The organism is Paenibacillus sp. JMULE4, assembly GCF_013337105.1.
GTDB classification, from domain to species: Bacteria; Bacillota; Bacilli; order Paenibacillales; family NBRC-103111; genus Paenibacillus_G; species Paenibacillus_G naphthalenovorans.
Window position 1 is genome coordinate 222,498 of the sequence record NZ_SGWF01000016.1, and the last position, 13,010, is coordinate 235,507.

Consider the following 13,010-nt stretch of genomic DNA (forward strand, 5'->3'; position numbering starts at 1 on the left):
GATTCCCCACGTTTTGAACAAAACCTTTTTTTATAGTCATTGTTATTGATCATCAAGCGGTGGTCGCAAGGTTATGGAGACAGCAATCAACATTAGGGAGGGGATAGTCAGGGGGAATGCTACTTCATATGTTTCGATTCACAGAAATCGTACCACGTATATGTAAAACTAATCATTCAAAACAGAAGGGGTAACTTTTATGCAAATGAGTCATTTTATGCAACTACTTGGTGCAAATCATCCTTGGAATCTCATTATTTTTATGGCCATTCCGATGCTCATGATTGAAACGATCGCTGTTACCGAGTTTCACCTTATTTTTAATCGTAAAACTAGCGGTACTGTAAAGTTAATTAATAAGTTTTGCAGTATCTTCTTCGGATTTTATTTCACTGGCATTTCAATTTATCTCATGTTCAATGCAGTCATTCCGGTTACCCTTACCGGCGGTTGGCTAGGTTGGGTGGATGCAGCTGCGGTCATTATCAATGTGACAGGAATGTTGTTCACGCTTCCGCTGGCCTTGTTGGAATTAGGATTGATTTATAAGAAGAAATCAGCGGATCAAAAGCTGAAAGTTCATTTTATGCTGGTCAGCGGTTTCCTTATTATCGGCCATGTCGCTATGGTTCTAGGAATGGTTGATCCTGGTGTCATGAATCCGATGCCGATGAACGATAACATGGATATGAAAATGGACATGGAAATGTAAGCTACAGGTTCAATCATCAATGTTACGCTAAAAGTAAATGTGAAATTTCAACAAAGGAGAAACTGTTCATATGACGAATTATATGTCACTGATCATGGCAAACCAGCCATGGAATCTCATTATCTTTCTCGCCATTCCCATCCTGATGATTGAAGCCATTACCATTATGGAATTTTTTATTGTTTTTAAGCGTCAAACCAGCGGTACCTTAGTGCGGATCAATAAACTTTCTTCTATCTTTATTGGTTTCTATTTTACGGGCATTTCGATTTATCTCTTGAATACGTTAGTCATTCCACTTAGCCAAACAGGTGGATGGTTGACGTGGGTGGATGTCGTCGCGGTAGGGTTTTATATCATTACTCCGGTATTCCTTCTCCCTCTTGCACTTATGGAACTAGGACTCATTTTTAAACAGAAAACAGAGGAAAAACGGATAAAAATTCGTTTTGGGCTTATTAGCGCGGCTATCGTTGTCTTCTGTCTGATCGCAATGCCTTTCGGAGCGCTTAAGCCAAGTATGTTCAGTAACTCAACGGGGAGCGATAAGATGAACACGCAGATGGATATGAAAATGGATATGAAGATGGATCAACAGATGGACATGAACATGGATATGCAAAAATAAATCAATTCACTCGAGAAATTGATGGCTGTAATTGAAACGACCGCTATAAGCGTCCCGATTCGGGGCGCTTTCAGCATGTATTGGGCCGGACCCCATCTATTATTGTTCAGTACTACTGTTCAGCTTTACTGAATTTTCAAGGGTTGCCACGTCTCCGTATTTACTCCGTTCGCTGTTTGTAAGGCTGCTCACTTCAAATGGACGCAAAGGAGTCTTATTTTCCACACAGTTTCATCACATCTTTGCGCTAAAATCGGGAATGATCTTTGAGCTCTTTTGGAACATTGCAGGTGGGCTTCATATAAATAGAGGGGTGTCAAACATGATTCTAAACTCGATGCCATGGCAATGGAAATGGCTAGTAATCGTATCCGTTGTCGTTTTTTGTTTTGCTTATTTCTTTCCTGCAACGACGCAAGCACATTCCACTTTGGAGAAAACATTTCCTGCGGCTGGCGCCATCGTAGATAAGTCTCCTGCAAAGGTAGAACTTTGGTTTGAAGATCCCGTCATCGTCCACTCCGAATCCATCCAAGTGGTTGATGAAAAGGGAAATGAACTGCAACGGGGGAAACCATTTACCGATACTGAAGATCCGCGGCATATTATCTTATTTGTCCAGGAGAATCTTCCAGCGGGCGCTTATACGGTACAATACAATCTGATTGCTTTGGATGGTTTCGTCATTAGCGATCAGTTCAAATTTTTGGTCACAGAGTCAGAGGCGACCACCCAAACCGAAGATGAGTTTCGTTTAGTTAAATCGAACCCGATGGACGGGGAAATAGCTACTGTCGCGCCTGCACAAATGGATCTTTGGTTTTCGCACCCGGCCAAGGTCAGTGCGTTTGGGATTTTTGGTAAGGATACGAATGTTGTCACCAAGGAACCGTGCGCGGATTCCGCAGACCCCCGGCATATCATTATTCCTTTGGAGACGTCACCGTCTCCGGGTACATATCAAGTGACCTGGTATGCAGCTCCGCTCAATCCCGATGGCACAACGAACCAACGTGAATTCTTGGGGGTATTTTATTTTTCCGTAGGTGAAGTGACTTCCCTCGTGTCGAACCAGGACATCACGTTACCTCCAACCTTCAAAAATCCATTAGGTGTTAAGCATGCAGCGCATGAACTCACATTTCTTGGATTATTGACACTCGTTGGCGGCACTTGGTTTCAGGTGATCATTGCAGGAAAAATGGGGAATTACAGGCCATGGACAAAGGTTTCTTGGTTGTTATACGGCTCCAGTGTGTTGGGGCTGCTCTTACTGATTATCGTAAGGCGCTTGGAACTTGGCAAAATACCGCTGTCCGAGTTTATGTCGTTACAGTTTGTCTGGATTCCTATTGTGCAAATCATCCTCTTGTCGATCAGCACCTTCCTGCTGCGCAATAAACTACAGCTTGTAGGCTTGGTGGCTGCGGTTTTACTCTGGCCATTTTCAACCGGCCATTCCACCTACCCGCGTTATGGGGGATACTTCGCTGTGGGTATGGATATGGTCCACTTGCTTGCCATCTCGGTCTGGATGGGTGGATTATTGGCCCTTTTAGTGATGATTCCAAAAGATAATTCATTTTCCTGGCTGCAGCAGGCCGGCAGCAAATATGCCAAATGGGCGTTTTGGGCTATTATTTTACTCATTTTGACGGGCATTGGCATGACGCTTCAATACGTCCCATCTTTTACGGTGAGCAGCCTGATGGTTAGCGATTGGGGCAAAGCCATATTAATCAAGGTCCTACTGGTGTTAGCCATTGTCGCACTCGCGTATTGGCAGCGCCGCGGGTTGCAACGAATGTCCGAAAAAGCAATGAAGGCTTTGGTGCGCAGGGGAGTAATCGAACTCCTATATGCAATGCTTATTATTTTCGCAGCTACCGTACTCATTGAATCCTCGCCAAGCGCGGCAAGTCAGGGAATTTTCCCAAGCAGTAGCGTACAGCAAGATTTGAAAGTGAGTGTCGATATCTCTCCGCTCAGCCTGGCAACGAATGATATTTTTCTGCGTTTTGATGACAAACCTGCTTTAAAGCAAGTGAAAGTGAAATTATTTATGCCTCCGGATTGGACAAAGGAAAATACGGCGTTTGATCTCGGCGACGGCATGTATAAATTGACTGGAAACTATCTGCACGCTGCAGGCACGATTGATATGGAAGTGGAAGCCTGGAAAGCGGATGGCAGCAAGGTCGTTTTTCCCTTCCGCGTTGTCGTACCCGGCGAAATGCGGATGTATGAATAGTGGATCGATCATATGACCACATAAAAGATTTTCAGTAACATTAGGGCCATACTATGTTAGTTTGGAGTTGTTATTTGTGATCAAACGTCTCCTTTTCGCTTATTCATGCCCATTCTCCGATTGAAAAAAGGACTCCTGAAACGGATGCCCTTTTGGAACACGCGCCCAGCCAAAGCGATCTATACTTTGAAAGAAGTTCCGATTCATCATTAAGAAGTGCCTAACCGACACGCTACCAAAAGCTCTTGCACCCGTTTAATAGGGTATGACGCAGCTGCTCTATTACTCGAGTTCATGTTGTATAAATTGCAGTATTCTGAGGTCATTGTGCGCGATCTTTTCGGATTTAATTTTGTATGGACGCGATCATACAGATTGTATTGGTTGCCATTGGTTACGTTCTTATAACTAACACCATTTTGAGTGAATAAAAGTTCTTGACCCTGTACTATGGTACAGGGTTTATACTTTATTACGGGGTGAGAAAAGATGAAATATCGTACAGGAGACATTTCCAAACTATGCAACGTCAATAAGGAAACACTGCGTTATTATGAACGAAAAGGATTGATTCCCGAACCTGTAAGAAGTGATGTAGGTTATCGACTGTATCCCGAAAACACGAGGGACAGATTAATGTTCATTAAGCGAATGCAGGAGCTTGGTTTCACACTCTCCGAAATTGATAAATTGCTTGGCATTGTGGATAAAGAAGATGTTAGATGCGCAGACATGTATGACTTTGTTGTCGAAAAACTGCAGGACGTTCAGCAAAAAATTAAAGACCTTCAACGAATCGAAACGATGTTATCTAATTTAAAAAAGCGTTGTCCTGATGAAAAAGCGATTCATGAATGCCCCATCATCGAAACATTAATTCGTTAGATTATTCCTTTGCTTGCTGGTACAACATTTGGGACTTATAGCGCGTTCATCAAACAACCGCTGGGATAATTTTCGGAAGCCTCTTTTCCTTTTCTTTGTTCATGATGTTTAAACGAATAGGGAAACAAGAGAAAACCGGGAAAACTAGCGCAGCGATAGATTGTTGCAGTATTCCAAAGCAAAAATGAGGTGTATTGATGAAGGAAAAAATGTCGAGTTTGGCCACTGTTTTTAGCGCTTTTGTGATGTCGGGTTGTTGCCTGGGTCCCTTAATTTTAATCCCCCTTGGATTAACAGGGTTTGCAGGAACACTCGCGATTTTCGCTACAAAGTTCCAATCGGTGCTTATGATTATTACTGTCGTTCTTCTAGCGATCTCTTTTTATTATGTTTATGGACGGCAATGCAAAAAGAAAAGTACGATTATCACGTTATGGATTTCGACTGTTTTGGTGTTGGGCATGTTTACTTATACCCTTTTGGCTAAGGGATACGTTTAAGGAAGGTGAATCTTATGAAAATAAGTAAAATCGCCTTGTTCACTGGATTGATGTTATCTTTTGCGCTTATCGTTTCAGCTTGCGGAACACCAAACGAAAGCAAAAGCGCTGTTACAGTCGCAAACGCAGAAAATATTGAAAAGGCGTCGTTTGAAGTCACAGGGTTAACCTGTGCGAGTTGTGATTTTGTTGTAGAAAGTGCCATAAAGAGTGTAGATGGTGTCCAGAATGTACAAATTAAAAGTAAGATCGGTTCTGGAACGGCGCAAGTTGAATTTGATAAAAGCAAAACGGATCTAAAAACAATTCAAAAAACGGTGATTGATTTAGGATATGGTATTCAATAAGTTGTGAAAAACTATCGTTAAGGTAGGTGTTTGTTTATCATGAAAAAATATCGAATCCAAGTGAAAGGCATGACCTGTACGGGCTGCGAAGAACACGTTGCAACAGCACTTGAAGGTATTGGGGCCAGAAATATTAAGGCCAGTTTTCGGCGGGGAGAAGCCACACTTGAATTACCAGACGACGTAAATATTGAAACCGCAAAGCAAGCCATCAACGAAGCGAAATATCAATCGGGAGATGCGGAAGTCATGGAGTCTTATGACAAACCGGTTCTCGACGGTAAGGGTGATTATGATTTATTGATTATTGGATCAGGTGGAGCCGCTTTTTCGGCCGCAATTAAGGCGGTCGAACATGGCGCAAAAGTCGCTATCATTGAACGTAGTACCGTAGGCGGAACTTGTGTAAATATTGGCTGCGTTCCATCCAAGACACTGCTTCGTGCCGGTGAAATCCATCATCTCGCTAAAAGCAACCCTTTCTTGGGGCTAACCACATCGGCTGGGTCAGTTGATTTGGCACAATTGGTTGAGCAAAAAGATGAACTTGTTGGCGAACTTCGCCAGCACAAGTATGTCGATTTAATTGAAGAATATGGATTTGAACTCATTCGCGGCGAAGCCAAATTTATTGATGAAAAAACGATAGAGGTTAATGATCAAAAGTTTAGGGCTAAACGATTTTTAATCGCCACAGGCGCTTCCCCTTCCATTCCGGACATTCCAGGTTTACAAGAAGTGGATTATCTGACTAGCACGTCCTTGTTGGAGCTGAAGCAATTACCCAAAACCCTTGCTGTTATTGGTTCGGGGTATATCGCCATGGAATTAGGTCAGCTGTTTCACCAATTAGGCTCACAAGTCACGTTACTGCAAAGAAGTCCACGGCTCTTGAAAGAGTATGACCCGGAAATATCCGACGCAGTGACCAAAGCATTAACAGAACAAGGCATTCAGGTTATTACCGGTGTAACCTATGAACGCGTTGAAGCCATTGGCGACCTGAAACAGGTTTATCTTTTGGTAAATGGCGAATACAAAGTAGTGAAGGCCGAGAAACTTCTTATCGCTACAGGACGAAAACCGAATACGGAAGCACTCCATCTTAGTGTGGCTGGAGTAAAAACAGGTTCACGGGGAGAAATCATTGTTGATGAATACTTAAGGACCGCAAACCCCAACATTTATGCGGCTGGTGATGTCACCATGGGTCCACAATTTGTATATGTTGCTGCTTATGAGGGGGGGATCGCGGCAGATAATGCTATCAGGGGATTAGAACGTAAGGTCAACCTTGAATCCGTTCCAGGCGTTACATTTACTTCCCCGTCGATTGCTTCTGTTGGATTAACGGAAGCACAGGCAAAGGCAAAGGGTTATGAAGTGAAGACGTCCGTTCTACCTTTGGATGCCGTTCCGAGAGCGCTTGTGAATCGACAAACAACCGGTGTCTTTAAGTTAGTCGCTGATTCAAAGTCGTTGAAAGTATTAGGTGCCCATATTGTCTCTGAAAACGCTGGGGAAGTCATTTACGCCGCGACATTAGCAGTAAAATTCGGTCTAACCGTTGAGGATTTACGTGAAAGCTTTGCGCCGTACTTAACGATTGCAGAAGGATTAAAACTGGCAGCTCTGACGTTCGATAAAGACGTTTCTAAATTGTCTTGTTGTGCTGGGTAAATCTCCCCCCGTTTGTTTTATTCGGGTCTGTAAAATAAAACGTGGAACCTTTGAAAACGAGAAAAAAATGGGCCGGTTTCGATTGTAACGGCCATAGGTAACGCCGCGAGAAACGGCGTGCTGATTAAAGGCGGGATTCACCTAGAGGAAACGGGCCATCTATCGGTCATTGCTTTTGATAAAACCGGGACGTTAACGAAGGGTATTCCGGCGGTGACCATATCGTTACAATGACAGGCCGCAGCATAAGCTTGAAGCGATTAAGCAACTAAAAGAAACCGGCAAAGTCGCGATGCTTGGTGATGGTGTGAATGACGCTCCGGCTTTAGCTAGTGCAACGGTTGGCATTGCCATGGGGGGAGCCGGTACCGACACCGCATTAGAAACGGCCGATATTGCGCTCATGGCCGATGATCTAACGAAGTTGCCCTTTACGATCCGATTAAGCCGGAATACGCTGAACATCATTAAACAAAACATTGCTTTTGCGCTGATCATTAAGCTGATCGCCTTGCTGCTGATTGTTCCGGGTTGGCTAACGTTATGGCTTGCCATCTTTGCGGATATGGGAGCAACGCTGATCGTAACGTTAAATAGCTTGCGGCTACTACGAACCAAGAGAGAGTGAAAACACCTGTCACGTTCAAACAACAAAGGCCCCTGCATCTGCAGGAGCTTTTTTTGTCGTTTCCTAAAGGCGTTATTTTCGATTTACAAACTGTTTACAATATAATTCATTGATTATATAAGCGAATTCGTATATATTTATTGGTGTGAAATACAATAGTATGGATACACCGCTTGAGGGGAGGTATGACATGGAACAAATCAATGAAGTGGCAGAGAACTTGAAACTGCTCGGAGATAAAACTCGACTCACGATGATGGCCTTATTGAAAGAACGCGCCCTTTGCGTATGTGATATCGTGGAGCTGCTGGAAACATCACAGCCCAACGCCAGCCAGCATTTGCGTAAATTAAAAGCCGCGGGGCTTGTGAACGAAACACGTAAAGGCCAATGGATTTATTATTCGTTAAATATTGAAGATAAGCCCTATATTCAGGCGATTATGGGCTACCTTCCATCGTTAAAAGAAAAAATCGATCAAATCAAAAATGATTGCGATTAGTGCGGAGGATTACATGGCTATTACTGCATTTCTTATTTTTTTAGTGACCCTAACGTTTGTCATTTGGCAGCCAAAGGGATTAAATATCGGCTGGTCCGCAAGTACCGGGGCGATTCTTGCATTAATTTTCGGCGTAGTGAGCTTCGCGGATGTCGGAACGGTAACCGGCATCGTGTGGAACGCAACCTTGGCGTTTGTAGCCATTATTTTAATCTCCCTGGTGCTCGATGAAATCGGTTTTTTTGAGTGGGCAGCCTTACATATGGCACGGCTGGCACGTGGTAACGGTCTACTCATGTTTGTATTTATCATCCTGCTTGGTTCTGCGGTCGCGGCCCTGTTTGCCAACGATGGAGCGGCCTTGATCATTACGCCGATTGTGCTCGCCATGGTTCGGGCGCTTAAATTTGATGACAAGATGATCCTGCCGTTTATTATGGCGAGTGGGTTTATCGCCGATACGGCTTCATTGCCGCTTGTCGTCAGCAACTTGGTCAACATCGTATCTGCCGATTATTTCAACATCGGTTTTGCGGAATACGCGAGCCGTATGATTGTGCCGAATTTCTTTTCCATCATTGCGAGCCTGATTGTGTTGTATTTGTATTTTCGGAAAAACATCCCGAACAGCTACGATCTCACTCAGTTAAAAAAGCCGAAGGAAGCCATTAAGGATATGAGGCTGTTTAAATTATCTTGGGTCATTTTAGGGGCTTTGCTCGTCGCCTATTTCGTTAGTGAATTTTTCACCATTCCCGTGTCCATTATTGCCGGTATAGCCGCAATAGCGTTTCTTTTCGCCGCGAGAAAAAGTCCTGCGATTCATACCTGGAAACTCGTAAAAGGCGCGCCCTGGGCAGTCGTGATTTTCTCCATCGGCATGTATGTGGTCGTTTATGGTTTGCGTAATGCCGGGCTTACGGATGCACTAGGCAGCGTGATTCAAGCAGTCGCAGACAAAGGACTGTTTGCTGCTACCCTAGGCATGGGCTTTATCGCAGCGATCCTGTCGTCCATTATGAATAACATGCCAACGGTCATGATTGATGCACTGGCCATTCAAGGTACACAAACCGAGGGATTCATTCGAGAGGCGCTCATCTATGCCAATGTGATTGGTTCGGATTTAGGTCCGAAAATTACGCCAATCGGGTCCCTTGCAACCCTGCTTTGGCTGCATGTGTTATCCACCAAAAATGTCAAAATCAGCTGGGGCTATTATTTTAAAGTCGGCATTCTGTTAACCATTCCCACGTTGTTCATTACCCTCACCGGTCTTTATGCATGGCTTTATGTTCTCCAAACGCTACAGGTGAATGTATGGCTATGTATCGCAGCGATTGTTGGTGTGCTTGTGGTGGTTGCGATGATTATTAAGACTTTTTTGGGAAGTAAACAAGCTAAACGAGGGCATCAAGGCGCTTAACTGTTTCACCATTCGAACTCATAAAGGAGATTGTTCACCATGGAGAAAAAACCTTTAGTTTACTTTTTGTGCACCGGAAATTCTTGCAGAAGTCAAATCGCGGAGGGCTTTTTAAAGGCTTTGGGAGGCGACAAATATGAAGTGAAAAGCGCAGGTCTTGAAGCGCATGGACTAAATCCGCGTGCGGTTCAAGTAATGAATGAAGCTGGCGTGGACATTAGCAAAAACACTTCCGATGTAATCGATCCGGATATTTTGAATCGTGCCGATTATGTCATTACCTTGTGCGGCCACGCCGACGAGCATTGCCCTGTGATTTCCAACAAGAACGTCACCAAATGGCATTGGGGGTTTGATGATCCGGCAAAGTCTACCGGAACGGAAGACGAAATCATGAATCAGTTCCGCACCGTTCGTGACTCGATTAAGAGCCGGATTGAGCAGTTCGTCAAAGAAGGGAAATGAGGTGGATTCCATGATCAAACGAATGCATGTCGCATTAAACTGTACGGATCTAAACAAGTCCCTTGACTTTTATCGTGCTTTTTTTGGAGCAGAGCCCAGTAAGATCAAAGATAATTACGCCAAATTTGAATTAGAAGATCCGGCGCTGCATTTTTCGCTCAATGTCCGGCCGTTCGAGCAAAAAGGCGTGCTGAATCACTTGGGATTCCAAGTGAATGACACCGAGGAAGTGCTGGCGATGGGGGAACGGCTTCGTCAAAGCGGGCTGCTGCTGATTGACGAGATGAATACTACATGCTGCTATGCGGTGCAGGATAAAGTTTGGGTGTATGACCCGGACGGCAACGCGTGGGAGATTTTCTACACCAAAGAAGATTCCGAATTTGAATCAGCCGGCGAAGCCAGGGATTTGTCATTGTGCTGCGCGCCGCCAGCGGCCCCGGTTCCGATTGAATTTGGATCATTTAAAAAAGGAGTGTAGTCCATGTCGTCTGAAAAAAACTACCATGCTTTGATCCCGGATAAAATTTTCATGGGCGCGGCAGCTGACGTTGAGTCGATGGTGAAAAATGAAGGCATCGACGTGATCGTGGATCTGCGCGGCGAAGCAACGGAATGCGCCTATCCAGCGGCTAATGCGAAATGGATTCAAATTCCGTTAGCGGATAATGCTGCTGTGCCGCAAGAAAAAGCCTTTGAGCAAGCGATCCGGGCCGTCACCGAAGCTTATCATCAAAACAAGAAGGTTGCGTTTCATTGTGGCGGAGGAAAGGGACGAACCGGTACGGTAGCAGCGGGTACCTTACTTGCTTTGGGATTAAGTTCTACGCTTGATGAAGCTGAGGCAAAAGCAAAGAGCATCCGGAACATCATTGATATTAAGCCATCACAGAAAGAATCTCTGAAAAAACTATATCCCGATAAATAAAAATATAAGGGGCTGTCCCATAAGCTTCTGGTTGGCCTATTTCCTTAGGTGCATTACGATGGCGGTAGCCGGGAGAACGTGGGCTTTTTTGGGGTTCGACCCCGTCAAAAAAACTGTTCTCCCACTGCCCCCAATGACCATGTTTGAGCTGGTTGAGGCTATGACCTCGCATCACAAGCGAAGCTATGGGTTTGGAACCATCGTGGGAGTGCCGGCGGACTATAATTCAGGAGGATGAAATGGAACCGGTTGTAGGTTTGGATGTATCGAAAGGGACAAGTATGATCCAAGCATTTCTTAAGCGTAATGAGGCCTATGGAAAATCGGAATCCATAAGGCACACAGAATTGGGATTTAGGCGACTTGGGGAAGTGCTGATCGAGCTCAGAGAACGTACGGAGAAGAACCGGTTGTCATTCTGGAGGCGACAGGCCATTATCACCGTGTCGTGGTGGCGTATTTGGCAACAAGCGGAATCAAACATATCATCGTCAATCCGCTTCTGTCCAAACGTGCGAAGAGCGCACAACTTCGAAAGGTGAAGACGGATGCGGCGGACGCTTGGCACTTGGCCGAGATGTATTACCGCGGCGATGTGCACCCGCATCGAAGCTGGAACGAGAATTATACGGAACTTCAGCATGTAACCCGACAGCACGAATTCGTCACCTCGCTTTATGTTCAGGCGAAGCTCAATATGCGGGCGCTGCTGGATCAGGTGTTTCCTGCCTATGAGGAAGTGTTCTACGATCTCTACTCAGTCACGGCTCTAAAGGCTTTGCAGGCTTGCTTGTCTGGTCAGACGCAAGAATTGGATGAACTCATCCGTCAGGTTGCCGGGAAGTCGCATTCCGAATCCTGGATAGGTACGAAAACAGAGCGGTTGGGTAAGATCCTGCAAGTGTGGTCAAGGGAGAAGAAGAGCGCCGCTCAAATTCAGATGCTGTCGAGTATGGTTTCGTTACTTCTCACCATGCGGGAACAGCTCCAAACGGTTGAAGAGCAGATGGATCGGCTAGCGGAATTACTGCCGGAAGTCGAACTCATAAAGAGTATTCCGGGGATAGGGAGATAAACTGGCAGCAGCCATAGTGTCGGAAATCGGAGACGCAAGCCAATTAGGAGATGCCAAGCAGCTTGTAGCATTTGCGGGGCTGGATCCTGGTGTATACAGCTCCGGACAATTTAGGGCCTCTAGCAACCGAATAATAAAGCGGGGCTCAAAACGCTTGCGTAGAGCCTTGTATATGGCAGCTCAATGCGGATTAAGGCGCGGCACGAACCCAAGGCTAAAGGCTTACTATGATAAGAAAAGACTAGAGGGCAAGCCCTACAAGATGACGGTGATTGCTTGCGCCAACAAGCTATTGCATCACATTTACGCCACCTTGAATAAGAACCAGCCCTACCACGCATAAACCATATTTAACCAAAAACCTCCACGCCAATGGAGGTTATTTGGCATGCTCAGAAAATTACATCAGCAATTCGATTCTAAGCCAAGATCTCAGAGCATGACAAACATTAGCTGGTTTTGCTGCTAGCTTGACAAATTTGTGAAATCAAGCGGTTTACGTTCCGATCTGCATTGAACCTTGGAGTGAGACGGTGTTGTGAACGGGGAGCATGGCAAATTATAGATTAAAGCAAAAGGCAACGATAATGATGCGGGTCTACTGATGTAATCATTAAGACTATTTTTCTTTGGTCTTGTTGTAGTCAAGGTTGAGATTATCCCGCATATCTTAGTCTTTTGGTTTACTGCTGGTTGAAGCATTCCAGCATAACTAAATAAATCATGGACACCGACTTGTAGGCATCCGATATTCTAACAAAATTAAGAATGGAAAGGTTTTTCACCGCACTTCAAACTCGCCTATATAGGAATAGTTGAATTCTTGCAACGCTTCCCTAATTGTTCTTAAGAGAGTCAGTTGCATTTACAAAAATTGTATATTTTCTTTAATACCATGCGCTTATGAACGATTATCAAAGTCTATGAACGTTCTGTGATTAATTTGTGTGAGACCGGTGAACAAAGAATGAATATGTTTTGAC

Annotated in this window: 12 protein-coding genes and 2 pseudogenes; all 14 read left to right on the forward strand. The window is 44.7% G+C overall.

Annotated elements, in window-relative coordinates:
* The first annotated feature begins 199 nt into the window (after positions 1-199).
* The 14 genes and pseudogenes from EXW96_RS18355 to EXW96_RS28795 all read left to right on the forward strand — a co-directional run bounded on the left by EXW96_RS18355 (position 200) and on the right by EXW96_RS28795 (position 12,370).
* A complete protein-coding gene (locus EXW96_RS18355; RefSeq protein WP_141336096.1) occupies positions 200-712 on the forward strand; it encodes a DUF6803 family protein in 513 nt (170 codons plus the stop codon).
* A 70-nt stretch (positions 713-782) separates the two neighbouring features.
* The gene (locus EXW96_RS18360) at positions 783-1,340 is read left to right on the forward strand and encodes a DUF6803 family protein (protein WP_196427005.1); all 558 of its coding nucleotides are present in this window, start codon (positions 783-785) and stop codon (positions 1,338-1,340) included.
* 322 nt (positions 1,341-1,662) lie between these two features.
* Positions 1,663-3,591: a copper resistance CopC/CopD family protein gene (locus EXW96_RS18365; protein ID WP_174351127.1), complete on the forward strand. Its 1,929-nt coding sequence runs from the start codon at positions 1,663-1,665 to the stop codon at positions 3,589-3,591.
* Positions 3,592-4,080: 489 nt separating this feature from the next.
* Complete coding sequence (merR, locus tag EXW96_RS18370) at positions 4,081-4,476, forward strand: mercury resistance transcriptional regulator MerR (protein ID WP_141336094.1); 396 nt, start codon at positions 4,081-4,083, stop codon at positions 4,474-4,476.
* Between the two features lie 197 nt (positions 4,477-4,673).
* The gene (merT, locus tag EXW96_RS18375) at positions 4,674-4,976 is read left to right on the forward strand and encodes a mercuric transport protein MerT (protein ID WP_155615816.1); all 303 of its coding nucleotides are present in this window, start codon (positions 4,674-4,676) and stop codon (positions 4,974-4,976) included.
* Between the two features lie 14 nt (positions 4,977-4,990).
* Positions 4,991-5,323, forward strand: a complete 333-nt coding sequence (locus tag EXW96_RS18380) for a heavy-metal-associated domain-containing protein (RefSeq protein ID WP_155615817.1) — start codon at positions 4,991-4,993, stop codon at positions 5,321-5,323.
* A 39-nt stretch (positions 5,324-5,362) separates the two neighbouring features.
* On the forward strand, positions 5,363-7,003 hold the full coding sequence (gene merA, locus EXW96_RS18385; protein WP_155615818.1) for a mercury(II) reductase: 1,641 nt from the start codon (positions 5,363-5,365) through the stop codon (positions 7,001-7,003).
* A gap of 238 nt (positions 7,004-7,241) precedes the next feature.
* Positions 7,242-7,631, forward strand: a pseudogene (locus tag EXW96_RS18390) (HAD-IC family P-type ATPase); the annotation flags it as partial.
* A gap of 190 nt (positions 7,632-7,821) precedes the next feature.
* On the forward strand, positions 7,822-8,133 hold the full coding sequence (locus EXW96_RS18395; protein WP_141336092.1) for an ArsR/SmtB family transcription factor: 312 nt from the start codon (positions 7,822-7,824) through the stop codon (positions 8,131-8,133).
* Positions 8,134-8,146: 13 nt separating this feature from the next.
* A complete protein-coding gene (locus tag EXW96_RS18400; RefSeq protein ID WP_141336091.1) occupies positions 8,147-9,559 on the forward strand; it encodes an arsenic transporter in 1,413 nt (470 codons plus the stop codon).
* Between the two features lie 39 nt (positions 9,560-9,598).
* Positions 9,599-10,024 carry an arsenate reductase (thioredoxin) gene (gene arsC / locus EXW96_RS18405; RefSeq protein WP_141336090.1) on the forward strand — a complete coding sequence of 142 codons (426 nt, stop codon included), beginning with the start codon at positions 9,599-9,601 and terminating at the stop codon, positions 10,022-10,024.
* Between the two features lie 13 nt (positions 10,025-10,037).
* A complete protein-coding gene (locus EXW96_RS18410; RefSeq protein ID WP_372814071.1) occupies positions 10,038-10,505 on the forward strand; it encodes an ArsI/CadI family heavy metal resistance metalloenzyme in 468 nt (155 codons plus the stop codon).
* 3 nt (positions 10,506-10,508) lie between these two features.
* Positions 10,509-10,952, forward strand: coding sequence for a protein-tyrosine phosphatase family protein (locus EXW96_RS18415; protein WP_141336088.1), 444 nt, complete (start codon positions 10,509-10,511; stop codon positions 10,950-10,952).
* Positions 10,953-11,191: 239 nt separating this feature from the next.
* A pseudogene (locus EXW96_RS28795) lies at positions 11,192-12,370 on the forward strand (IS110 family RNA-guided transposase).
* The last annotated feature ends 640 nt before the right edge of the window (positions 12,371-13,010 follow it).

What these genes read in the sequence shown, in the direction of transcription:
- EXW96_RS18360 (WP_196427005.1), top strand. Translation starts at nt 783, where the DNA reads ATGACGAATTATATGTCACTGATCATGGCAAACCAGCCATGGAATCTC.
- EXW96_RS18365 (WP_174351127.1), top strand. Translation starts at nt 1,663, where the DNA reads ATGATTCTAAACTCGATGCCATGGCAATGGAAATGGCTAGTAATCGTA.
- EXW96_RS18395 (WP_141336092.1), top strand. Translation starts at nt 7,822, where the DNA reads ATGGAACAAATCAATGAAGTGGCAGAGAACTTGAAACTGCTCGGAGAT.
- merT (WP_155615816.1), top strand. Translation starts at nt 4,674, where the DNA reads ATGAAGGAAAAAATGTCGAGTTTGGCCACTGTTTTTAGCGCTTTTGTG.
- EXW96_RS18400 (WP_141336091.1), top strand. Translation starts at nt 8,147, where the DNA reads ATGGCTATTACTGCATTTCTTATTTTTTTAGTGACCCTAACGTTTGTC.
- EXW96_RS18415 (WP_141336088.1), top strand. Translation starts at nt 10,509, where the DNA reads ATGTCGTCTGAAAAAAACTACCATGCTTTGATCCCGGATAAAATTTTC.
- merA (WP_155615818.1), top strand. Translation starts at nt 5,363, where the DNA reads ATGAAAAAATATCGAATCCAAGTGAAAGGCATGACCTGTACGGGCTGC.
- EXW96_RS18355 (WP_141336096.1), top strand. Translation starts at nt 200, where the DNA reads ATGCAAATGAGTCATTTTATGCAACTACTTGGTGCAAATCATCCTTGG.
- EXW96_RS18380 (WP_155615817.1), top strand. Translation starts at nt 4,991, where the DNA reads ATGAAAATAAGTAAAATCGCCTTGTTCACTGGATTGATGTTATCTTTT.
- merR (WP_141336094.1), top strand. Translation starts at nt 4,081, where the DNA reads ATGAAATATCGTACAGGAGACATTTCCAAACTATGCAACGTCAATAAG.
- arsC (WP_141336090.1), top strand. Translation starts at nt 9,599, where the DNA reads ATGGAGAAAAAACCTTTAGTTTACTTTTTGTGCACCGGAAATTCTTGC.